Source organism: Kiloniella sp. (genome assembly GCF_048270245.1).
GTDB lineage: Bacteria > Pseudomonadota > Alphaproteobacteria > Kiloniellales > Kiloniellaceae > Kiloniella.
This window is the reverse complement of sequence record NZ_JBLWTH010000006.1, coordinates 16,069-40,365: the sequence shown is the minus strand read 5'-3', so window position 1 is coordinate 40,365 and position 24,297 is coordinate 16,069. Positions and strand designations below refer to the sequence as shown.

The window sequence follows — 24,297 nt, the reverse complement described above, 5'->3', positions numbered from 1 at the left end:
GAGTACAATTACGCATGACAAGCCCAACAGTTCTTATCTCTGGTTTAGGGTCAATCGGTTTACGACACACACGTAATTTAAAAGCCTGTGGAATACAGAAAATTATCGGATATGATCCCAACAAAGAAAGAAGGCTCTCTTTCGAAACAACAATGGGGTTAGAGAGTTGTGATGATTTTGAGAAAGGCTTAGAAAAAAAACCTGATCTTGTTGTAATTGCCAGTCCAAACTTATTTCATGTTCAACAATCCATTGCTGCTGCTGATCACGGGTGTAATCTACTAATTGAAAAGCCACTGGGAACAAATCAAGACAGCGTACCAAGGTTAATCCAAACAATTGAAGAAAAGAATATATTTGCCCACGTAGGTTCAAATTGGAAGTTTCATCCCGCATTTACCAAGATGAAACAGCTGATTTGTGATGGCAAAATTGGTGTCGTTTTCTCATCCAGAGTACATGGTGGTTATTGGCTACCAGACTGGCATCCATGGGAAGATTATAGAACAACCTATTCAGCACGCAAAGATCTGGGCGGAGGTATAGAATTTGACGCCCATGAACTTGATGCCATTACATGGCTGCTGGGACCTGTTAACTCAATAAAGTCTATGACAACCAATACGCAGATTTTAGAAATAGATACGAATGACCTAGCTATTGCTTGCCTAAAACATGACAATGGGACTCTAACCACCATCCAAATGGATTACCTGTATCCTGTCTATCGACGAAAATATGAAATAGCAGGAACAAAAGGTATCTTGGAATGGGACTTTAATAGCGGTTTGACGCTGATTAACAAAGATGGTGAAACCAAACACTTTCCTGAAGAAAAAATAGACGATCTCAATGAAATGTATGTCGCACAGACACAACATGTTCTTGAGGGAATTAAAGGCCTTACTCCACCGGTTACATCCGTTAAAGATGCTAGTCAAATTTTGGACCTCCAGATAAAGATATCAAGAACGTGACAAAGTTAAAAATTATTGCAGAAGCAGCACAAGGCTACGAAGGCAGTGTTGATACTGCTAAACTTCTTATACGTGGCGCGAAAGAAGCAAAAGCAGATGCAGTCAAATTCCAGATCGTTTTTGTCGATGAACTAGCTGCGCCAGGTAATATTCACTATGATATTTTTAAATCTCTGGAAATGCCTCTCGCAAGCTGGCAGGAGCTTAAAAACTACGCAAAAGAACTCGATATCGAATTTTATGCTGATGTCTTTGGTGATCGTTCTTTTCAAATTGCACAAGAAATTCGTGTCGACGGCTACAAGCTTCATACGACGACATTTTTTGATCAGGAATTAACCGAGAAAGTTCTCGCTGAAGAAAAACCTGTTTTGATTGCATTTGGCGGTATCACTTTATTAGAATTGAAAGATTATGTAGCGCGTTATAACATAACAAACCGTACAAATGTTACATTAATGTACGGCTTTCAATCCGAGCCAACTCCACTCGAACTCACAAACTTGGCGCGCATCCCTGTTTTAGCAGACTCTTTAGGTGTTGAAATTGGCTTTTTAGACCATGTCGACGGTGCATCAGAAGATGCCGCCCCCATAACATCAATGGCCTTAATCCTAGGTTGCCGTATAATTGAAAAACATATTACTTTAGATAGAATTCTTGAAATTGAAGATTATATTTCTGCACTCCCACCTCAAGAGTTTTTGGTTTATGCTCAAACCATTAAGCGTACTTTATCAGCGATTGGTAGCAATGATATAACTCCCTCTCCACAAGAAGTGGAATATCGAAACAAAGCAGTGAAAAAAATTGTCGCGGTTCGTGATTTGAAAATAGGGCATATTCTCACGCATACCGATATTGCACTAATACGCCCGAATGAACCTATTGGTATAGAGAATCCAGATCTAGTAATCGGCAAGAAATTAATTGCTAAAGTAAAAGAAGCACAACCAATAAAACCAAGTGATATTGGGTAACAAATTGCACTCCGAAAAACGTACAAAACAAAACAGACGTCTCGTTGCTGCTCTTGCATGCAGGGCAGGAGGAACGAGGCTTTTTGGAAAACCACTCCAAACCCTTGACCAAGGAATATCCATTCTTGATCATATTTTGGAAGAAATGAAAGCAGCGATTGAAATCGATGCTATTGTCCTTGGTATTTCTGAAGGTATAGAAAACCAAATATTTATAGATGTCGCGAACCGTCATGATATCGGTTATATCCTAGGCGACCAAAAAGATGTTTTACAACGTCTTATTCAATGTGGACACCATGAATCCGCTTCAGATGTCTTCCGTATTACTAGCGAATGTCCTTTTACATCTTGGGAAATGCTTCCTGCGGTGTGGAAGGAACATACTAATAATAACAACGATATCACCGTCACAGAATTCCTTCCTGAAGGCTTAAACTTTGAAATATACTCTTTAGCTTCTTTAGAAAAATCTCATAAAGAAGGTAACGACGACGAACGTAGTGAATTTTGTTCTGCTTATGCCAGGCGCTGTCACGACAAATTCAATATTCAAGTCATTCCATGCCAAGAAAATTGGAATCGATTAGATCTCCGATTAACAGTGGATAATCCAGAAGATTTAATTCTATGTCGCGCTATTTTTAAAAATTTAAAGAATACAAAACCCCATATTCCGACAGAAGAAATACTAAAGTTTGTTGATCGACATCCCAAACTGCATAGACTTGTTGAGCCTTTTGTTGATATGACCCCCCTATGGGCTCACTGCCAAAAAGAAACTTTCCCCCATGAGAAATAGCAAATTATCCTTCAAAAAATCCAAAGAGTTTACTTCACGCATTGAGCGCCTCGTGCCTGGAGGTGCGCATACCTACTCAAAAGGTAGAGATCAATATCCAGAATTATCATCCTCAGGGATTATAAAGGGTTCAGGCACACACCTTTGGGATGCAGATGGCAACGAGATTATAGACTGGTCAATGGGCTTAGCATCTGTTTCAATTGGCCATGCAACACCACAAGTTAATCAGGCGGTAATAGATACATTATCTCAAGGCGTAAACTTATCTCGCCCCAGTAATCTTGAACTTGAAGCAGCAGAACTCTTCTTGGAAACAACACAAACGGACATGGTCAAATTTGCCCGCCATGGTTCATCAGTTACCACAGCTGCAGTCAAATTATCTCGCGCCTTTACTGGAAGAAAAATAATCGCGGTTCCAAAAGAACATCCTTTTTTTTCTTTTGATGATTGGTTCATCGGCGTAACAGCCGCAAATTTTGGCATTCCCGATGAACTCAAAAAATTTACCGTCACATTTTCTTACAATGACCTTGATTCACTAAAGCAATTGTTTGTCCAATATCCCAACCAAATAGCCTGCGTTCTTATGGAGCCGGTAAAGTTCGACCCTCCAAAAGAAGGATTTTTAGAGGGTATTCGGGAATTATGCGATCAAAACGGATCATTATGGATCTTGGACGAAATGATCACAGGATTAAAAATGGGTGTCCCCGGTGCCTCTGATTATTACGGGGTAAAACCAGACCTCAACACCTATGGCAAGGGATTTGCCAATGGGTTTCCATTCGCAGCTTTAACCGGCCGCTCCGATATAATGGAACTCGGAGGAATTTCAAGATCTGGTGACCCAAAATTGTTTTTGCTATCAAGCACACATGGAGCTGAATCTGTCGGATTGGCCGCCATGATGAGCACCCTTAAATTGTTCAGAGAAGAAAATTACGTCTCAAAGATTTGGGAAATAGGTACAATCCTGCAAGAGCGATTAAACCGTATTATTAAATTAGAGGGTCTTGAGGATTTTCTCCAACTGAAGGGCTATCCCTGCAACCTACTCCTTAACATTCTGGGGCCGGATAAAGAACTCGACTGGACGTTTAGAACTCTCTTTATGCAGGAAATCGCCTCACATGGCGTGCTCTTCCAAGGTATTTTCATTGTCACCCCAAGTCATACACAAAGTGATATTGGACTAACGTGCCTTGCGTTTGAGAAGGCATGTGGAATCTATAAACAGGCAATTGACACAGGAAATGCAAAAAAGCTATTGATCGGCCCCGAAATTAAACCGGTATTTAGGGCCATAATATAGCCATGTCTTTTTCATCTCTGAATTTAGCTCACGCTATTGACCCTATCCTTCAAATTGCTGACAGCGCATTGCTCCGGCCATTAAAGACTGAGGATATCAGCAGTAATTATATTGATAGCTTGAATACTCCTATTGTTAGAAAATACCTATCTACTCAGGGTGGCAGTCAGTATAACAATACAAATGTCACCCAGTTTGTATTACAAAACGACACAGCTTCAGATTGCATCTTATTTGGCTTCTTTGTTAAGGGCATACACTGCGGCACTTGTCGTTTGCACGATATTAGGCAACAAAACTCTTGGCTTGGCCTGGCAATTTTCGATACGACCTTGTGGGGACAAGGTTGGGGGAGAAAAATTATTACTGCCGTCAGTAACTACGCGTTGAATCAATTACAAACAGAAGAAGTTCTTGCTGCAATCGACCCGCAAAATGTTGGGTCACAACATGCTTTTGCTAAATCAGGATTTCATGTTCTTGTCGATGAGAAATTAACAAGGGCTGATGGAGTTATTACTGAAATTTGGCAGCGGAAATTAAATCAGGGGTAGGATATGGAATTCAGGCTAACCATAGGTCAAATTTCTCAAGAAGGTGCTGGCTGCAATCGTGCGTTAGCCAGTTTATATTCATCCCCACATTTTAAGATTGAAGGAAGTGCTCCTGCTTCGATATCCACCCTATCTGGTGACAAACTTTTTTGTTATGGCGACATAAATGGATGGCGAGACACCGCTCAAAAGCTGCACGCCTACCCCTCAACGCTGTCAGCTCTCCAAGATATCTCCGGTAAATCCAGAGTTAACTCTCAAGACCATCTGGAAGGGCGCTTTCTACTCATTTGGATTAAATCCTCTGGTGAGATTGACATTTACAGAGACCAGTTTGGGAAAATAGATGTCTATCTGCAAAAGGCAGACGGAATTTTAGTTGCCGCAAGTGACTTATCACTATTACCAGACAATCCCGCTAGGGATGGATACGACCAGTCCGCACTGGCCCATACACTAACCTACTATGGGCACCGGCCGCCAAAAAAACACACCATATATAAATCCGTTACTCGTTTAGGTGTCAGAGACACAATTTCAATCAACCGCAACAACTTCAAAATAAACAACAGACCTTTTACTGGTCAAAAACAGTTCAAGGATTTTGGCGCCCAAGAGGAAGAGATTTATGCCAATTCTTTTCTGGATCATTTGGATGCCAGTTCTTCTGCTGACGGCAATGCAGTATTTCTCTCCTCAGGGTGGGATTCCACGTCAATATTAGCTGGTTTGGTCCATTTACACGGCCCCCAAAAGGTAAGAGGTGTAATTGGTCGGATGAAATATTCCGAGCGAAGCGGTGTTTGTAACAGGTATGAAATTGAAAGGGCAGAGAAGTTTTCTGAACATTACGGGGTTAAAATCGATATCGTTGACCTTGATCACCTAAATAATGCTCCAGAGACAATTGCCGCATCAAAACCCATATTTAAGAAACATAATTTTCAAAGCATTACAGGTTTAAACCATTATCTTCTCGCTCAGAAAATTAAAGAAACAGCAAATGGTGATGAAACCAACTATATTGGAGAAATAAGTGACGGGGCCCACAATTTGGGCTTTAGCCAGTACGCTACAATATTTCATCCTTCATACGATTTCCGCGAATATGCGGATAAAATGGCTTCCTATTTATTTGGCCCCACCTTTATAAAGCAAATAAATAACAACGCCCATAACCAAGACCCCATTTTTCAATTGTTCAAAGCCAGAGCGAATACCAGCAATTTTGACAGTGCTGAGGACAATCCCGGCAGCCAGATGCGTCAAATGCTTACTAGCTTTTTTCTCCGCAACGGCCGTATGCCTTTTTGGTCAATTACCAATTCAAAGCTTCTCAACGCATCAGGTGCGGAAAATTACACACAAACAATGGAAGAGAGCTATTTTTCAGGTATTGAAAATGCTGATCCCGAGGAAATTTATTCCTGGTACTTGGAACTATACAATAGCTTTCATTGGCAGGGTTCAACCGTGTTAACAGCACATATTATGTCAGATCATTTTGGTATAAAGTCAGATATGCCTTATTGGGATGGCCAAATTCAAAGCTTACTTAAAATAATGCCGGAAGACTATGGAAGAGGCCTGGACTTCAAATCGACAAAGTACCTATTAAAATCCATGCTTAATGACCGTATTCCATATCCAAAGAACCTACAAACCGGTCCTCATTCCTATACATACGATACCGACCACAGCTTTAATCATAATTTTGAACTACTGTATCATTCCTCCATGCGAGAATTAGCCGTTGATACTTTAAAAAGCAAACCCTACGAAGAAATACTCGACACAAATACATTTGATCTGGGTTATGCCTCAACAATAGTGGACAAGTATATCGCAGGAGAAGAACTTAACAGTGCCAACTTAGGCGATTTAGTATCCCTCTACCTTCTCTGTCAAACTGGCTGGTACAATTGATATGCTTAAATCTAAGATTTAATGGTTGATTATTCAATAAATTTTCAATGATTCATTTCTCAGGCCTTCTTCCGCAAAACAAACGATATGTCACTCAATATCACTGCCTGCACCTAAGAATTTCGTTTTAATCTTGTATACATAGAACGAAAAGTTTATTAAATCTGGTTTATGGATTCTCTATGCACTGTTGTGCATCTGGCACTACTGTTTCTGTTATTAATACTGATTTTACTATCTCAACCTTACACATCAAGGCGCTATATTTTAGATGAAAATTCAAGACGGAATTATTTGGGTTTCAGGATATTCAGCTTCTGGGAAAACTACAATAGGTAGGAAAGTTGAAAGTAAACTCAAGGAAGGTGGTTATTCTTGTATTTTTTTAGACGGAGATGATTTACGAGCAATCTTCGCGAACAAATGGGGCTATAATAAAGAAGATAGAATCGAATTAGCTAAAGTGTATTTTCACTTATCTAGCCATTTAGCCTCACAAGGTTTTATCGTTATTATTTCAGCAGTGGCAATGTACGACGAAGTTAGAGCTTGGATGAAAGAAAATGTATCTCATTCCGTTGAGATTTTTTTAAATGTACCTGATGAAGAGCGGCGGCGTAGAGATAGTCTAACTAAAGGTATTTATCAAAAAGATATTGATTTTGAAAATCTGTATGATTTTCCGAAAAAACCTGATTTGACAATAGAAAACCATGGCGATACCAATCCTGAATTTGCAGCTCAACAAATTGTAAATTATTTCCTATCCCAAGATGGACAAATTACATCAGATCGAGGCAGGAAAAAACACTGGAACAATTATTATGGAAAAGGATCTGCTCCAAATATCCCATCTTCATTTGCCCAACACGTGAATTCACAACTTACTTCAAAACAAAGTATTCTCGAGGTTGGTTGTGGGAACGGTCGAGATGCGTCTTTCTTTGCAAGCCGTGGACATACTGTATCTGCATTAGATTTATCTAAATCGGCTATCGATTATTGTATTGAAAATTATTCAAAACAGGAAATTAAGTTCTCCGTTGGGACTATAAATTCGTTAGGGAAAGAAGATAGTACTCAGTTCGATGTAATTTATAGTAGATTCTGCTTACACGCGATGACACCATCTGAAGAAATAGAATTTTGGAATATTGCAGCTAAATTATTATCAAAGAATGGGTATATATTTGTTGAATGCAGATCAATAAACGACCCTCTTGCAAGAAAGGGGGAGGTATTAAGCCCAACGGAACGAATAGCTGGACACTATCGCCGCTTCATCGTTCTAGATGAATTAACAAAAAGGGTCGAAAACACCGGATTACAAGTAATACAGTCCAGTGAATGCGATGGCCTAGCAAAGTACAAAGATGATAATCCTGTCGTTATCAGACTAAGTGCAACTAAAACTTAAAACAAAAAAAACTTGTAACACCAAAAATTTTGATTACAAAATACCTGTTAATTAGAAACAATATAGATTTTATGAAGTTCGCTTAGAAAATGCAATTTAAATTTAAAAACTTTGTAACGAATTGGTTGCTTCCTCCAAAAATTAAAAGCCTTCTTATCCGATCCAACCAACAAAATACTACACAAAAATTTTGGACAGCTGAACCTCTTGGAATACCTTGTTTTGAAGAAAAGTATTTCAAAGGCCTGAAAGGTATTAGACAAACTATAACAAGAAGTGACGATACTAGAAGCAGTCTAACGATTTCTGATGAAACGATTCTTCCATTGCCTTATGGGGAAAGAGCCTCACACATTCAAATCGGCGTAACAGCTGACAGCTGGGAACAAAACAGCTTATTAAAAATAACAATTGGCGACCATACCGTTGAACAAACACACCTAAAATCAGTACACTGGCAATCCTCAAAGGGACGATGGCTAGATATACGCCTCCCTGTCCCCCCAAAAGCGGAAAAGATTGTTATCCATTGTAATGAGAAAATTCATTTAACAATGCCTCGATGGATCAGTGTCAAAGCTCATAAGCCTTCTACTCAAAGAAGTGAAATAAAACATGTTCTTGTTCTTGTCCTTGATGGTGGGTGTAAACGGATACAGGGTAAAACTCATCCCACTTTGCCGGATATAGAATTAACACCTAATATTAATCACTTTTTCAAGAAAAGCTTCAAAGCACATAATTGCTTTTCGTCTAGTGAATGGACCTTTCCTTCTGTAACCAGTTTTTTCACGGGATTGCGGACATCACGACACCATGCATTTCACCCTACTCGTAATTATAAATTATCTAAAAACAATCATCTTTTGGCTGAAACCTTTCAAAGTAATGGCTTTCATACAACATGTTATTCTGCAGCCAACCGCATAACTCCAAGTTATGGCTTCAATAGGGGTTTTGATCGATTTGTATATCACTGGGCTGAAGAAGGCAGAACTGAATATAATTACGATACCTGCAAATGGGTATCCGATGTTATTGGACAACTTTCTACACATCGCCATGATAAAACCTTCACTTACTTACAGTTACCCGACCCACATCCACCATGGAACATCCCTCCATTATCTCGAAGCTATAACTTAAGTCGAGAAGGATCATCAACCGGTTTAGATTTTCTTGAAATAGAAGACCATCCTGATGCTCTATCCCAGAGCAAACAACTAGAACAGCTACGTGTCCATGATTTGGATCGAGAACTTGGTGCACTTTTTTCATTCATAGAAAAGAACGTTCCAGATAATACTCTAGTTATGTTAACTGCAGACCATGGTAGTGCCTGGAAAGCATTTCGACCCAGTAACAAAATGATCCCAGAGCCCACTCTTACACATGACCGAGTGAAGATTGACTTTTATATTAAAGGGCCCGGAGTCCCTACGATGGACTACGAAGGCCTCTGCTCCCCTAATATTGATTTACGCCCAACATTGCATAACTTGTTAGATTTCACTTATGAAGACACATTCGACGGTATTGATATTTTATCAGATCATACCTCAAGAAAATATACTATATCTGAAAGTGTGTATAATGGTGTTTATGAAATCTCTGCACAGAATACGTCCCAGAGCTTAATTAAACAATTTTCCTTTGACGAAACATCACTTCAAATTATAGGTTCCGAAATTTATTCTGGCGCATTTAACATTGGGACTACAGATTACAAGAAACCACTAGATGTTACTTCCAAAGAACTTGAAACAGCTATACGCGACTACATGCAAAGTCCAACTTTCTTTAATTACTCACCATTTAAAACATAATATTCAAATACTCATTTCATTAACTTCTCGATATAGTAGGAATGACTTTAATCAAAAAGCATAGGTTAAATAAAAAAACAATCATGGCAAGATTTGATTTAAGCGATGCAGAATGGCTGGTTATTGAACCTTTACTATCGAAAAGAGCCCGTTGTCCGACCCGTCGGGATGACCGGGTTATTCTAAACGGGATTTTATATATATTGCGCACAAGCGCGCCATGGCGCGATCTTCCTGCGCGTTACAGCCCTCACACAACAGTCTATAACCGTTATGTTCGCTGGGGAGAACGCGGTGTCTGGAAGGACATATTTGATACTTTGGCTGAAGAATGCGAAGACGCCCCGATTTTTATTGATGATTCTATTGTTAAGGCTCACCACGCAGCGGCGAGGTCAAAAAAGGGGAACCTGGCGAAAAATATCGGCCGCTCACGCGGAGGTCGGACAAGTAAGGTTCACGTGGCCGTAGATCAGAAAGGTCGCCCGATCCGTCTTGCGATTAGTGGTGGTCACGTTCATGACAGCAAGCTGATGCCTGATTTCCTTGATTGGGAAGTACCGCCTCTGGCCATTGTGGCTAATAAGGCCTATAGCAGTCATAAAATCAGAAAAGCTATCGCTGATGAAGGCGCATTGGCTGTCATTCCCACAAAAAGTAACACCAAAAAGCCGCCCCCTCACAATAAAAACCTTTATGTAAGGAGGAATATTGTCGAGCGTTTCTTTTGTAAAATGAAAGATAACAGCCGGCTAGCAACAAGGCTTGAGAAAAAGGGAGCAAACTTTCTAAACATGCTATTCATGTTATCCACAAAATGTTGGATCAACTGAGTCCACACCCTAATTATTTTTCAAAGCATACTTCTACGATATTTTTTTAATTAAATCTTTAGTAAAGTACACAACTGTACATACAGTGACTTCATGCAAAATAACAAATTAACACTTTTACTTGACCAACCGCCCAGATGGACTTTGTGTTTTTTACTTCTTTTAAAATTAACGGGAATAAGCATTCATGTAATTGACAAAGATAGTGTCCGAAAATTCCCTGAATGGAACAAAGCAATAAAATCAGGAAAAATTCAATTAACTCCTCCTTTGATTATGGCGCCGTTTCATAGCCAAGCAATTGCACAAGCAGAGCACATTGTAATGCAGTGTAAATCGCATAAAGGTATCCAAGGATTACAAGAGATTCTCTCAGACACACATGCTGATATTTTAGTAAAAAAAATACTTGCAGAAGATTTACTACGATTTTTATTCATATTATCAATAGCAAACGAGTCAAAAAAGACTTTTTTATTTTCACCAAAAAATATCGAGTTAATTTATCTTTGTCAAAAATATGGTTTTATTGATGAATTAAAAAACCTTAACACTAACAAAATTATTATGTTTGGTAGATGCATTTCCCATTTTTTAAACACATTTAAAAAATGGGCCAAATACATCACTAGAAGATTAGCAATATCAAATAATAAAATTGATGCACAGCCTATAAAAACTAAAAAACACACTCAAAGAATTTCTTTTGCTTTGAACACTTCATGGTTAATGAAGTTTCAAGGCCCTCGAAAATTTGATTTCATTATTGATAACAAAAATATCTTAAAAAAAGACATTCTGTTCTTACGGGAATATCAATCAACAAGAGACAATTTAATTCAAGAAGAGAACGCTGATTATGTATTTTTCAACACATCAGACTCTTCAATTAAATTATTAAATAAAAAAATCATCTCTATCGATGACAAAACAAGATTTAATTTGCTAAAAATCTTGTCACTTAGCTTAGCCAGCCAATTTGAAGCCTTAAATAGAGCCCTAATAATAGCCTTCGACGAACTAATACATTCTGAAAACTTAAGTCAAAATACAAGTCTTAAAGTATACATATACACGAACAAAGAGGACACCAATCAAATTGCAAAAAACATATGTCTTAGAAAGCATAATATAGAAAGTTTATCATATCCACTGTTCATAGGGTCACCGGCCATATTTGCCAAAGAGGGATCAAGAAATGACTCCAAGGATATAATTTGGTATGGCTTGAATCCAAACTATATGCTTCTTTATTCTAAGGATGCAATAAATTCTCACAAAAAGCACACACAAGATGTTCAAAATTATCTTAGTTGGGGCTCCCCATTTTCACAAATGATCCAAAATTTAGATCGAGTTGCTCTTCGGAAAAAATATTTAAAACTAAACAGTAATCCTGCCATTATAATTTCAATATTTGACACTACGTACATAGATTCACCTCTGTGCAGAACAAACTACACTCATGGAATTATGTTTTTGGAACATATATATCAAATATCTTGCACTGAAAATTGTCACATATTCTTTAAACCATCGAAGAATGATAATCATTTTGTTGATCCAAGTTACATTTGGTTTTCAGACTCTTTAGGGCAGAAATTGATTAATGTAAGAAGAAAATTACAAAAACGAAATAATGTTACACTCCTCCCCGAAACAGCTGATCCAACTGAAGTTATTGCAATTTCTGATTTAACGATTACTGATGGCTTATCTTCTCCTACAGCAGATGCATTATGTGCAAACATCCCTGCTTTTTGGTATGATCCAGATCATAGTCATCATGGATACCCTTTTGATTTTACATCTTTTATTATTCATGGCCCCTCTGATTTAAGTAAAACTGTTCAAGATTTAATTAAAAACAAAACCCTTCATAAGAATATAAATAAAAATGAATATTTCGAAAAATTTATTTCAAACAACATTGAGAATAATTTTATAGATAAATTTCGAGCTCTTATTTTAAAATACAATTAGGGTGTGAACCCAATTCAATCTCTTGCTCTATATGACTTTTTATGATTCATAACTCCGAATTAAGGAATTTTACTATGGCAAGATTTGATTTAAGCGATGCAGAATGGCTGGTTATTGAACCTTTACTACCGAAAAGAGGCCGTGGTCCGGCCCGTCGGGATGACCGGGTTATTCTAAACGGGATTTTTTATATATTGCGCACAGGCGCGCCATGACGCGATCTTCCTGAGCGTTACGGCCCTCACACAACAATCTATAACCGTCATGTCCGTTGGGGAGAACGCGGTGTCAGGAAGAACATATTTGATACTTTGGCTGAAGAATGCGAAGACGCCCTGATTTTTATTGATGGTTCTATTGTAAAGGCTCACCGCGCAGCCGCGAGGTCAAAAAAGGGGAACCTGGCGAAAAATATCGGCCGCTCACGCGGAGGTCGGACAAGTAAGGTTCACGTGGCCGTAGATCAGAAAAGCTATCGCTGATGACGGCGCATTGTCTGTCATTCCCACAAAAAGTAATGCCAAAAAGCCGGCCCCTCACGATAAAAACCTTTATGTAAGGAGGAATATTGTCGAGCGTTTCTTTTGTAAAATGAAGGATAACAGCCGGCTAGCAACAAGACTTGAGAAAAAGGGAGCAAACTTTCTAAACATGCTATTCATGTTCTACATAAAATGTTGGATCAATCGAGTCCACACCCTAGATAACTCTCGACTATCAATCATACAAAAGATCGATTTGCATTAACTTACAAATGACATATACATCTACTGCAATTATTGACCTTCTCAGTAACTAAGAATAAGCTCCCGAGAATGTCATTTTTTAATATTATTCTAAAGAAAAGCTTGTAAATTATGACTGAAGTATCGATTAAAGATCGCAAAGAGGAAGCAAAAAAAGCTAAGTACAAGCTTGTCCCCGACTTTCCCGATGAGTTTCTTATCGATATATCATCGGTTTGTAACCATTCATGTACCTTTTGTGCTAACCCCCGGATGGCCAATAAGATCCTTATGGAAGCTGATAATGTCATTCGTATCTTGCGCGAAGGAAAAGAATGCGGGGCAACTCAACTCGGCCTCTATGCGACAGGTGAACCATTTATGGCCCGTAATCTGGATCAGTATGTTCGCGAAGCAAAAGAAGTCGGCTATGACTACGTTTATATTACAACGAATGGAGCTGGTGCCGTTCCCCACAGAGCAAAATCTGTAATAGACGCAGGCTTAGACAGCATCAAATTTTCCATCCACGCCGGTACGCGCGAGACTTATAAAAAAATTCACGGTAAAGACGATTTCGATCGCGTAATTGAGAACTTAAAATGGGTTCATAATTACAGACAAGAAACAGGAAAGCAGTACAAAATTTACGTAACGATCGTTCAAACGCATGACAATATGTTTGAACTGGATATGCTGCATGATATTGTTCGTCCGTATATTGATGAATGGGATCCGCATCTTCTGACTAATTCATGCGGAACCATGCCGGAAAACAACGAAATCGGTGACATTGAAGCTGACAACATAAGGGGCCGAGGCCATAAAGGTGTATGCTTCCAGCCTTTTAAGAGCTTCACGGTCACACCTGAGGGCTTCATGTCCGCATGCGTTCTAGACTATCACAAGGCTCTTGTTGTCGCCGATTTGAATATCGTAAGCCTCGCAGATGCCTGGTCCAACGAAGTGTACAAGAATTTCAGACGTATGCATGTAAATAACAAACTCGAAAATACGATTTGTTACAATTGTAGAAACAACACAAACGAATCTTTTGACGGGCTGCTTCCCGAATATCTGGAAAGGCCTATCGCCCCTCCGCGCAGAGATTCTGAATAACACCTACGACTTACCTTAATTAACTTATAACTTCATAAATTCTGGGGAAAATTATGCGATCTCATTTCAAGCCACACATTGAAGAGATGCGTCGATATCAAACTTCCTCAAACCGGGACATCGAAAACGGATATCGACTCGACCGAAATGAACGGGTAGCCAATATGGACCACGGTCTAATGACCGAGTTTCTATCATCCCTGCCGGATCACATACTCAATGTCACCCCGGATATTGCACCTCTTTATAATAAGCTGGCAGAATTCCATAATATCGGCAAAGAGCAAATCTATGTTACCCAGGGAATTACTGAGTGTATAAACTTTCTTTTTGCAACATTATGCTCACCACGTGAAAATGTCATTGTATTAGACCCAACTTATCCGATGTACTCCATCTATGCTGAGATGTACCAGGTAGAATATCGAAAATTCACCTATAACAAAGAACATGATGCAGATTGGGACACTCTTTACGATCAAATAGATAACAAAACAACAATGGTTATGATTGCCAATCCTAACCTTCCAATTGAATCGTCCTTTACACGGAAAGAAATAGAAAAAGTTCTGGAGCATTGCTCTAAGCGAGGAATTGTAGTCGTTATAGACGAGGCCTACCATTATTTCGGAACAGATACGGTTTATGACCTTACGCTGAAATATGATAATCTTGTTGTATTAAGAACATTTTCAAAAGCTTGGGGACTCCCTGCGATACGCCTAGGCTATGCAATCTCTCACCCTGACAATATCAATTATTTGAGCAAAACCAGATCTTTAGTCGAGACGAATGCCATCTCGATGGAAGCTGCCCTTTTTGCGCTTAATCGCCCAAGCATAATTGACGACCATGTAAACGAAGCCAAAGCAGGATGCTCCCTCCTAAAGACAGAACTACAAAAACTTGGTCTTGAATGGCATGGCGGAAACTTCACAAACGGATTGATGATTTTCCTACAAAATGGAACTGACTCGGCCGAGTTGGTTAAATTTATGCGTGAGAAAAAGATATATATTCGGGGCGCATTTGAACCACCATACGATAGCTGTGTAAGGGTTAGCTTAGGCCATCCAGAGCAAATGCAACCCTTTGTCGACACACTAAAAGAATGGCTGGAAACAAAACATCACTCAGAAAGAAATACCTCATAATTACATGTTTGAGTTTCGTAAATTCACCCCATGTGATAAGGGAGAGTTGCTCGCGCTGATAGAAAGATCAGACTCTACTCCGCGAACGGACGCCACATGGGACGGGAACCCAATGACTGCCTGTTTAGCATTTGAGAGCGGCAGGCTAATCGGCGCTGTTCCCTTTGAAAAAAGAACATTCAAAATCACGAACGAACATCACACTCAAATGTTATGGGTAAGTGCTGCACATGTAGACCCTCCATACCGATCCCAAGGGATCGGACAACAACTTCTGGATAACACGATCTCTTTGTTTGGCAAAAACTTCGACTCTTTTGGTGTCTATCGTGAAGACGAAAGCAGCAAAGCTTATAAATGGTATGAAAAGAACAACTTCATTCCACTTCTCCCCATACTTGCCTATAAAAAGAAGATCGATGGTTTTACCCCCCTAAATCCAACAAACGATTGGGTCCAGATAACAAGCGATCAGGATCTGAAGTTTTATGAAGAAGATCTATTCAGTTGCTTAAACAATAGCATGATCTGTGGTATTCCGAAAAGAAATCCAGAGCACTGGAGGAAACTATTTTCCTCTTATTACTACAAGGATTTCAACGAATTATCTATATTGGCGACAAGATCAGATACCAATATCACCAGCTTCGCAGTTCTTGCTCGAACTTCAATGAGAGACAATATAGATCGACTTGATATTCTTGAACTTGTAGCAGCTGAACACGCGCAAATATCATCCCTTGTGTCCTTAATTGAGGGCTATGCTCACAAAATTAAAGTCAATGAAGTTCGAATACAATGCTCCGCACAAGATCAATTAAGGTATTGGATTGAAGAAAACGGATATCGATATAGAAATCGCCGGACCAATATCATGGGCCGGGTATTTAATATTCAAAATTACTTGAATAAAATTTCTAAACTCCCGGGCAACCTCCCGAAATCAGAGGCAAAAGACACCCTCTCTATTGAGACGCCTGACCAGGGAATATTTCAAATCGGGGAACCTAGCATAGATACTCCCAGATGCTTTATTCGAAGTAATGACTTACAAACATTATTATTTCAGCGATCTTCTCCTGCAGACATGATAACAGATGGACGCATTATATTATTAGAATCACCAGAGAGATCTAAAAAAATACTTTGCAATTTGTTCCCCCTTGCCAGCTGGCGATACTTTCAAAGCGACTACATCTAAAAGATATGCCAACTCACACCGTAATATTTAGTAATCAGACATCTAAAAACAAAACCGCTTATTACGATTTTGATGAAACAATATTCAATCACCCCAATTTACTCGATCTACGCTCTATCATTAAAGTACACAGAGACAAATGGCTTGAGGAACTTAATCTTTCTCATTCAACATTGGGAGAAGAGATTGCTGCAAATGATAAATCCTGGTGGTTCTCGCGCCTATCAAGACTAGATGTCAGACCTTGGGGTAATGCCGATATATTTAAGCCTCTTATATTTTCTCACGCCATGATCACTTGGTTAAATTCACAAACTGAAGGGCAAACACTCCATATAAACGGCGCACCTTTTGAAGTCTATACCCACCTTAAAAGCGTTGCTAAAACTATGGCAATTACCATTCATCATAACTTTTCAACCAAAGAAAAAAAATACGCGGGCAACAGAGGCCAGCATAAACTCCTGCCTACATTAAAAAGAATATGGTCGTTATTTCGACTGGCGCGCTCTCGCCCCGCTGCAAAGTATTCAAACACGTCCAACTTCATTATCTATCAACATATACATAATCAAAACCTTCAAGATGGCTATAAATACTACTATACAAATTTATTTGATGAATTAGACCAAAACAATATTTCCATACTGGCTTTAGGCTTAACACCCGACAATAAGGACGGTAGAACCGTCTCTCTTTTACGCCAACTAAACTACACTGATGTAGTAATCGCGACATTAGCAGGGATCAGATCTTACCTATCTACAAGGAAACTAAGAGGGTCTCCCTGCCAACTGGATAGCTTTAATTATCCCAAGTTTTGGTCACAGTATTTTGCCCAACTCAATGACCCGGAAGAACTGATAGAAGTACAAGCTACTTATAGAATGATTAAACGTCTTCTTAAGTCACGGAAAAACTCAAGAGTAATATTGCCCTACGAAGAAAAAGGGATTGAAAGAGCCGTTCTATTAGCCGCATTGGAAAATGGGGTAGAGACAATTGGCTTCACGCCACATCCCCAACACAAACTGCTATTGGCCCTTAAAGATCAAGACCAAGGTACCTGCCCCAAACCAATAACCTATGCGTATTGTGGAGAAGGCTATTCAAACTACTTTAAAGAATGGGGTAATAAGGTAAACGCTCAAGGATTAGTATGGGGAAGCCGGAAATCTCCATCAGTTTCCAATTGGCAACCTCGCTATTCGTCCCAAAAGAAATTAAAGGTTCTCTTCACAGTTAGTCATCCCGAAGAGATTCGAATTTTTAGATCTTGGCTATTATCCACTCCCGAGATATGCGAAATCTCAGATATTAATTTACGGCGATATAAGGCTGTAGATGATACATTTTTCGACCTAGCCTTTGCTGATTTACAAGAACGATATCCGAACATATCTGAAGTTTCAGGAGATCTAGGAGACAACGTAAAAGCCAACGACATTGTATTATTTTGCGCAACAAGTGCCGGTCCAGAAGCAATAAACTTTGGAATCCTTGGAATATATGCTGATTTAACAGATTGCTTTTCAATCAACCCGGTTTTTGACAACATCGAGCCATTCTTACCTGTCGAAACCAGCAAAGATTTCCTTGATCTTCTCACTAAGTTAACGCAAATGTCTCAGCAAGAACGAGATGACATATACAAAACCCAGAGGGATTGGGCTAAGTTCTGCTTTGCACCAATAAATCAAAATTTACTAAAGAAGGTATTCGCATAATGGAAAGTCGTACTTGGAAAGATCGACTAAAACCGATAGCAAGATGGGTGGTTAACAGTCGACTTTACGGCTATTGGAGTGATTCTCAAGGTGATTGGCGCTATCTATATATGCCCTTCACATGGTGGCTTGCCAAAGTATTGGTCCCAAGAAGAACCGTAAAAATCGGCTCTTCAAGATTAAACTTACCCTGCGACAATTCAATTACCCATTTCAGATGGTACCTATACAATAAAAAAGAGCAAGAAGTCTCTAAATACATAGATAAATACGTCAAAGAAGGCGACACATTATTTGATATCGGTGCGAACATCGGTGTCTTCACACTCTATACTGCCATTTCAAAAAACAATGTAAATATTTACAGTTTTGAGCCTGAGTATTCAAATCTCCACTACTTAAAAGAAAATATTATTGCCAATAAATTGACGGAAAAAGTTAACTTATTCTCAGTCGCAGTGAGCGACAAAGATCAGCTAAGCTCTCTCCATATTCAAGATGTCACTCCGGGTGCGGCTGTCCACACTGAAAGTGTTAATGACATATCCACTACAGATGAAGGCTATAAAGTCGTCTGGAAAGAAGGCATCGCCACTTCTACCGTTGATAGTCTCTCCAAACATATTGGAGTTGTCCCCAATTGTATGAAAATCGACACCGATGGAAATGAGCCTAAAATTCTGCGCGGCGCAAAAAAGACCCTTACAGATCCACAGTTAAGAAGCATTGTAATCGAAATGCCAATGGATGAAACAGCCAACCAAGTCTGTATAGATCTACTTACCGATGCAGGCATGAAAGTCGTTTGGTCAGCTGAGTACACAAGAAATCAGGTCTGGGAAAAATACACCGTTTAATCAATGCTGTATAATTTGCCTTGTGTTTCGTCATAAGACTAATTTGACTTCAACTGAAACACAATAAGACCTTGATTCTCGACTAACTCATCAAGAGCAGGAGACCTAGTGCTCCTGCCAGACCTTCTAAAATCATAAAAGGTTTCTACTTTCATTGACGAATTTAAAACTAAAATAGGTGTTTTTAGCTTTCTTACAACCTCATAAGATAAAGAGATCCTTGGGTGCAGCGGTGCATCACGATTAACGATGCATACCCCTTTGGGACTTTCTTCATCATCCACTGCACCTGGAAATAAAGAACAAATATGACCATCAGCCCCCATCCCCAAAAGAGCGACTGAGAAAGGCATCGCTTCTGCGATAAGAAGCCTCTCCAAACGATTAGCATCTTCTACAGGTGACTTTTCTCCAAAGTAGAAGGAGATGAATTTAGCCTTTTGTGCTTCCGGATAATTCTCCATACATTTGCGGATCATACCTTCGTTAGAATCACGATGTTCTTGGGGAACCCAGCGTTCATCTGACAACGTAATTGTAACTTTCCCCCAATCCAAAGGGATAGAAAACAATGCCGGAAGATATTTTTGCGGCGTATTGCCCCCAGATAGGATCAAGGATGCTCGGCCAGAGCTTTTGATCTCCTGTTTCAGCAAATCGGCAGTTCTATCCACAACCTCCCGATAGAGCACATCCTCTGTTTTAACTTCTACTATTTTCATTGCTTTAACACTTGTTAGGTCCGTACGGATTAATAGGCTTTATAAGTTATCCCATTAATACTATACCTTTAAGAAATTACCATAGCACGCACCCTGCACTCAGGAGTAAAAACCGATCAATGTCTGCAAAAATCAAACAAAAATTGGCAAATAATGTGACCACAATCGGTTCGTGGATCAGCCTTCCCAATGTCCATACCGTAGAGATGATGGCGCGGCTGGCAGGATTTGAGTGGCTTGTCATCGATATGGAACATACCGGCATATCAACAGAGACCATGGCACAAATGATACAGGTGATTGATCTTGCGGGAATATCCCCATTTGTTCGAGTGGGCTCAAATGATCCATTGCAAATCAAACGTGCCTTAGATTGTGGAGCCAAAGGAATTATCGTTCCGCAAGTTTGCTCCTCTGCCGAGGCGCAGCAAGTTGTTAATGCCGTATACTACCCGCCAATAGGTGAACGCGGTGTTGGCCTATTCCGAGCTCAAGGGTATGGCACAACCTTCGATGACTACAAAGAAAATATCGCGCCTGAAATTGTCGTCATCGTGCAGATCGAGCATAAAGATGCCGTTGATCAATTAGACGATATTATTTCCATACCTGGAGTTGATGCTTTCATGATAGGCCCTTACGATCTTTCAGGTTCATTTGGAAAGCCGGGTGATTTCACAGCACCTGAAGTTGCAGCATCTCTGGATAAAGCAAAACGCTTTTGCCAAACATCAGACAAAGCTGGCGGCATACACGTTGTACACACAGATAAAGCATCCCTTGCGAGTAACATCAAACAAGGCTTTCGCTTCATAGCTTACGGCACAGACATGATCTTTTTAGCCGAAAAGCTCTCTGAAGTAACTATAGACCTCGAAACTGCCACACACTAATCGTAAATTAGAGCCTCTAAATTCATGACTCAGTCAATTTGTATTATACCTGCCAGAATGGCCTCTTCCCGGTTTCCGGGAAAACCGATGAAACATCTTTTGGGAATGCCCTTAATTCAACATGTATGGGAACGGTGTCAACTGGCGAGAGAAATCGACCGAGTTATCGTTGCAACTTGCGATCAGGAGATTTACGATTGCATCACTGATGCGGGCGGTTCAGCCATAATGACTGCCGACACACACGAGCGCTGTACTGACCGTGTTGCTGAAGCTATCGATAATGGTAAATTCAATCTCAAGGATGACGATTTAGTTCTCATGGTTCAAGGTGACGAAGTTATGGTCAATCCTGAACTTTTAGATGACATGGTCCGCCTTTATAAGAAGAAAAAATCTCCCGCAATTAACCTCGTTAGTCGGCTCTATAACACCGAAGAACATGACGATCCTAACGTCGTAAAAATTGTTACTGATCTGGAAAATCGGATAGTTTTCCTCTCACGCAGTCCTATTCCTAATCGCTCGAGAAGCTCAACGGTTGAAATGTATCAACAAACCGGAATTATCGCCTATTCCTCATCTTTTTTGGCTGAGTATGCTGAAATTCCTCAGACACCTCTCGAAATTGCAGAGTCAGTTGACATGCTGCGACTCATAGAAAATGGCATTCCCTTATTTTCGGTAAAAAGTGAAGTTGAAACCATTGGCGTTGATACTGAAAATGACCGCAAACGAGCTGAAATTTTTTTAGAAAAAGATAGCACCACATCACGTTACCTGAATATCAAATAGCTGTGGATAAGATGGCAAAAAAACTAAGAGTCGGTATCGCTGGGCATGGGCTTGTCGGAAAGCGACGTCATAACTTTATTGATAAGCACCCTCTATTTCACGTAAGTGCAGTCAGCGATCAAACTTACAATCCTGAAAAAGAAGAACGTAACAACCTCTGCTATTATGGTGATTATCGCCAAATGATTGAACAGGAAGAACTTGATGTTCTTTTTGTTTGCTTACCCAACCATGTCGCGGCCGATGCTACGATAATGGGATTAACAAAGAACAGCCATGTTTTTTGTGAAAAGCCTCCGGGCCGCAATGTTCAGGATATACGAAGGGTAATTGAAGCTGAAAAACTTCGCCCAAATTTAAAGCTCAAATACGGCTTCAATCACCGATATCACGATTCCGTTCTCGACGCACTTAAGATTGTTAAAGAGAAGACACTCGGCAAAATCGTTAATATACGCGGTGTTTATGGAAAATCAGTGCTCACGCCAAAAATCAAAGGCATTACAGATCCTAACGATCCTGTTTACTGGCGCGCCCACAGAGAAATCGCCGGGGGAGGTATCCTTCTCGACCAAGGGATACATATGCTTGACTTAATTCGCTGTTATGCTGGCGAATTCAAGGAAATTAAGAGCTTCGTTACAAATGATTTCTGGAATAAGGACGTTGAAGACAACGCTTATGCCCTTATGCGTAACGATGAAGGGGTTGTAGCTTTCATTCAATCCAGTGCCACGCAATGGCGTCACAAATTTTCTCTGGAGATGATGTTTGAAAAAGGGGCCTTGACACTTTCAGGAATTCTTTCAAGTACACGCTCTTATGGGCAAGAAGTACTGACTATCGCCTATCGTGAAGAAGAGAGTGGTGGAAACCCGAGAGAAACAACCACGAGCTACATATATGATAACTCATGGGAACGTGAAATAGCTGAATTTGCCGACAGTATCTCTAACGACAAACCAGTCTCAGTGGGAACAAGCCTTGACGCCCTCAAAACGATGGAGTTAGTTTACCGCATCTACTGTGCTGACCCTGAGTGGCAGAGCAAGTATGATATATCAGTTGAATAAGTTACAGAAAACGGCTCAGTTATGAACAAACTCGACGCGATATTCGCAGACATATCCTCTCCGGCAGAATACGCACGTGAATATTCTCTTTACCTCTGTGAATTACTCAAAAATCTGGATTACCAGAAGGTCGAAGAATTCATTACGCTGATTCTAGATGCTCGAGAAAATGATAAGTCAATTTTCTTTATTGGTAATGGCGGGAGTGCGGCGACAGCTTCACACTTTGCAAATGATATTGGGCTAGGAACACGAGCTCCTGGAAAACCATTTCGGGTACAAAGCCTTACAGACAATAATGCTGTCATGACTGCAATTGCCAATGATGATGGATATGAAAATCTCTTTGTACTTCAACTGAAGAACCTTCTTCGCCCGAGTGATCTGGTCATAACCATTTCAGCTTCAGGGAATTCCCCAAATATAGTCAAAGCTTTGGAATACTCGAAAGAAGTTGGAGCCAAAACAATATCTCTATGTGGTTTTGATGGCGGTATAAGTGGTAAAGTCTCAGATCTATCCATATTGATCGAAACTGCCAAAGGGGAATACGGCCCCGTCGAAGATCTCCACATGATTCTGGATCATATCGTTGGGACTTATCTCATGAGAGCGGTTAGAGTTTAAGAGAACTGTTCATTGCCCATACGGTTCTGGGAATCTCAGTTTTTACCCGAGGCATCACAACGCGCCCCCCCGCAGCTTCTATCAGGGCTAAGCCAGCGGCAACATCCCAGAACATGATGTTCTCTTCGTGATAGGCGTCCGCACGACCACACGCAACTTGGGCCAATGACAGGGCTGCGGAACCTATCATTCGTACTTTTTTCCAACGCCCGAATTCAAGGGCTGTACAGGACAAAGCTTCAGCTGAAAAATCACGATTAACAGGAAACCCTGTCATCAGAGCACTTGAGTTTGGTTCTGTTGTTGTGGAAACATTAATTTCTTCACCATTCAACCAGGCTCCTGAGTTTACCTCCCCATAAAAAATTTCATTTCGATTGAAATCATTAATTACTCCCAGACGAGGAACCCCGCCCTTTACCAGAGCGATGCTTGTACAACAAAGCGGAACTCCACGAGAATAATTGTAAGTTCCATCAAGAGGATCAACAACCCACATGAAGGATTGATCTTCTTGATCTTCTACAGCCCAACCTGCCTCCTCAGAAAAAATCGGAAACTCTGAGCCCGCTTTCAGACCCGAGATAATTATTTCTTCAGCAAGTAAGTCTCCCTTAACCTTGATATCTCTCTCAGGCAATGCAACGGCATCTCTCCATTCTTCAGCGTGATTTCGCAAGGCATTTCCAGCTTTAACAGCAAGGGATTTGGCAAGTTTTAATTCGGCAGAGCACTGCATGTTGTCGACTTGTGTCATCTTGATAATCAGTTATAAACTCAATAAGAAA

22 protein-coding genes are annotated in these 24,297 nt (G+C 40.0%); 20 read left to right on the top strand and 2 right to left on the bottom strand.

Annotation, left to right across the window (positions count from 1 at the left end):
• Nucleotides 1-14 precede the first annotated feature (14 nt).
• The 16 genes from ACN0W5_RS14265 to ACN0W5_RS14190 all read left to right on the top strand — a co-directional run bounded on the left by ACN0W5_RS14265 (nt 15) and on the right by ACN0W5_RS14190 (nt 19,399).
• On the top strand, nt 15-977 hold the full coding sequence (locus ACN0W5_RS14265; protein WP_417454770.1) for a Gfo/Idh/MocA family protein: 963 nt from the start codon (nt 15-17) through the stop codon (nt 975-977).
• On the top strand, nt 974-1,957 hold the full coding sequence (locus ACN0W5_RS14260) for an N-acetylneuraminate synthase family protein (RefSeq protein ID WP_417454769.1): 984 nt from the start codon (nt 974-976) through the stop codon (nt 1,955-1,957). Before ACN0W5_RS14265 ends, ACN0W5_RS14260 begins: the two co-directional genes overlap by 4 nt.
• A 4-nt stretch (nt 1,958-1,961) precedes the next feature.
• Nucleotides 1,962-2,759, top strand: a complete 798-nt coding sequence (locus ACN0W5_RS14255; RefSeq protein WP_417454768.1) for a cytidylyltransferase domain-containing protein — start codon at nt 1,962-1,964, stop codon at nt 2,757-2,759.
• Nucleotides 2,749-4,077: a glutamate-1-semialdehyde 2,1-aminomutase gene (locus tag ACN0W5_RS14250; protein ID WP_417454767.1), complete on the top strand. Its 1,329-nt coding sequence runs from the start codon at nt 2,749-2,751 to the stop codon at nt 4,075-4,077. The genes ACN0W5_RS14255 and ACN0W5_RS14250 overlap by 11 nt, the downstream gene beginning before the upstream one ends.
• Nucleotides 4,078-4,079: 2 nt before the next feature.
• Entirely contained in the window at nt 4,080-4,631 is a 552-nt protein-coding gene (locus tag ACN0W5_RS14245; RefSeq protein WP_417454766.1) for a GNAT family N-acetyltransferase, read from the top strand.
• 3 nt (nt 4,632-4,634) lie between these two features.
• Nucleotides 4,635-6,557, top strand: coding sequence for a hypothetical protein (locus ACN0W5_RS14240; RefSeq protein ID WP_417454765.1), 1,923 nt, complete (start codon nt 4,635-4,637; stop codon nt 6,555-6,557).
• Nucleotides 6,558-6,828: 271 nt separating this feature from the next.
• On the top strand, nt 6,829-7,974 hold the full coding sequence (locus ACN0W5_RS14235) for an adenylyl-sulfate kinase (RefSeq protein WP_417454764.1): 1,146 nt from the start codon (nt 6,829-6,831) through the stop codon (nt 7,972-7,974).
• A gap of 89 nt (nt 7,975-8,063) precedes the next feature.
• Nucleotides 8,064-9,800 (top strand): sulfatase-like hydrolase/transferase, encoded by a 1,737-nt coding sequence (locus ACN0W5_RS14230; protein WP_417454763.1) that lies wholly within the window; start codon nt 8,064-8,066, stop codon nt 9,798-9,800.
• Nucleotides 9,801-9,883: 83 nt separating this feature from the next.
• Entirely contained in the window at nt 9,884-10,633 is a 750-nt protein-coding gene (locus ACN0W5_RS14225; RefSeq protein ID WP_417454762.1) for an IS5 family transposase, read from the top strand.
• 93 nt (nt 10,634-10,726) lie between these two features.
• Nucleotides 10,727-12,616, top strand: a complete 1,890-nt coding sequence (locus tag ACN0W5_RS14220; RefSeq protein ID WP_417454761.1) for a hypothetical protein — start codon at nt 10,727-10,729, stop codon at nt 12,614-12,616.
• Nucleotides 12,617-12,690: 74 nt separating this feature from the next.
• Nucleotides 12,691-12,831 carry a transposase gene (locus ACN0W5_RS14215; RefSeq protein ID WP_417454760.1) on the top strand — a complete coding sequence of 47 codons (141 nt, stop codon included), beginning with the start codon at nt 12,691-12,693 and terminating at the stop codon, nt 12,829-12,831.
• Nucleotides 12,832-13,473: 642 nt separating this feature from the next.
• Entirely contained in the window at nt 13,474-14,460 is a 987-nt protein-coding gene (locus ACN0W5_RS14210) for a radical SAM/SPASM domain-containing protein (RefSeq protein WP_417454759.1), read from the top strand.
• 53 nt (nt 14,461-14,513) lie between these two features.
• Entirely contained in the window at nt 14,514-15,614 is a 1,101-nt protein-coding gene (locus ACN0W5_RS14205) for a pyridoxal phosphate-dependent aminotransferase (protein WP_417454758.1), read from the top strand.
• Nucleotides 15,615-15,618: 4 nt separating this feature from the next.
• Nucleotides 15,619-16,815 (top strand): GNAT family N-acetyltransferase, encoded by a 1,197-nt coding sequence (locus ACN0W5_RS14200; protein ID WP_417454757.1) that lies wholly within the window; start codon nt 15,619-15,621, stop codon nt 16,813-16,815.
• Between the two features lie 5 nt (nt 16,816-16,820).
• The gene (locus tag ACN0W5_RS14195) at nt 16,821-18,542 is read left to right on the top strand and encodes a hypothetical protein (RefSeq protein WP_417454756.1); all 1,722 of its coding nucleotides are present in this window, start codon (nt 16,821-16,823) and stop codon (nt 18,540-18,542) included.
• Nucleotides 18,542-19,399 carry an FkbM family methyltransferase gene (locus ACN0W5_RS14190; protein WP_417454755.1) on the top strand — a complete coding sequence of 286 codons (858 nt, stop codon included), beginning with the start codon at nt 18,542-18,544 and terminating at the stop codon, nt 19,397-19,399. Before ACN0W5_RS14195 ends, ACN0W5_RS14190 begins: the two co-directional genes overlap by 1 nt.
• A 38-nt stretch (nt 19,400-19,437) precedes the next feature.
• Here ACN0W5_RS14190 and pgl read toward each other — a convergent pair whose 3' ends face one another.
• Nucleotides 19,438-20,121, bottom strand: coding sequence for a 6-phosphogluconolactonase (gene pgl / locus ACN0W5_RS14185; protein WP_417454754.1), 684 nt, complete (start codon nt 20,119-20,121; stop codon nt 19,438-19,440).
• Between the two features lie 119 nt (nt 20,122-20,240).
• Here pgl and ACN0W5_RS14180 point away from each other — a divergent pair, with 119 nt between their 5' ends.
• From ACN0W5_RS14180 to ACN0W5_RS14165, 4 genes are read left to right on the top strand one after another with little or no spacing between them, the layout of a single operon-like run.
• Nucleotides 20,241-21,014 carry an HpcH/HpaI aldolase family protein gene (locus ACN0W5_RS14180; protein ID WP_417454753.1) on the top strand — a complete coding sequence of 258 codons (774 nt, stop codon included), beginning with the start codon at nt 20,241-20,243 and terminating at the stop codon, nt 21,012-21,014.
• A gap of 24 nt (nt 21,015-21,038) precedes the next feature.
• On the top strand, nt 21,039-21,809 hold the full coding sequence (gene kdsB / locus ACN0W5_RS14175) for a 3-deoxy-manno-octulosonate cytidylyltransferase (RefSeq protein ID WP_417454752.1): 771 nt from the start codon (nt 21,039-21,041) through the stop codon (nt 21,807-21,809).
• Nucleotides 21,810-21,820: 11 nt separating this feature from the next.
• The gene (locus tag ACN0W5_RS14170) at nt 21,821-22,882 is read left to right on the top strand and encodes a Gfo/Idh/MocA family protein (RefSeq protein WP_417454751.1); all 1,062 of its coding nucleotides are present in this window, start codon (nt 21,821-21,823) and stop codon (nt 22,880-22,882) included.
• A gap of 21 nt (nt 22,883-22,903) precedes the next feature.
• Nucleotides 22,904-23,509, top strand: coding sequence for an SIS domain-containing protein (locus ACN0W5_RS14165; RefSeq protein ID WP_417454750.1), 606 nt, complete (start codon nt 22,904-22,906; stop codon nt 23,507-23,509).
• Here the strand turns inward: ACN0W5_RS14165 and ACN0W5_RS14160 are convergent.
• Nucleotides 23,499-24,266 carry an inositol monophosphatase family protein gene (locus ACN0W5_RS14160; RefSeq protein WP_417454749.1) on the bottom strand — a complete coding sequence of 256 codons (768 nt, stop codon included), beginning with the start codon at nt 24,264-24,266 and terminating at the stop codon, nt 23,499-23,501. The two genes, ACN0W5_RS14165 and ACN0W5_RS14160, sit on opposite strands and share 11 nt — an antisense overlap.
• Nucleotides 24,267-24,297 lie beyond the last annotated feature (31 nt).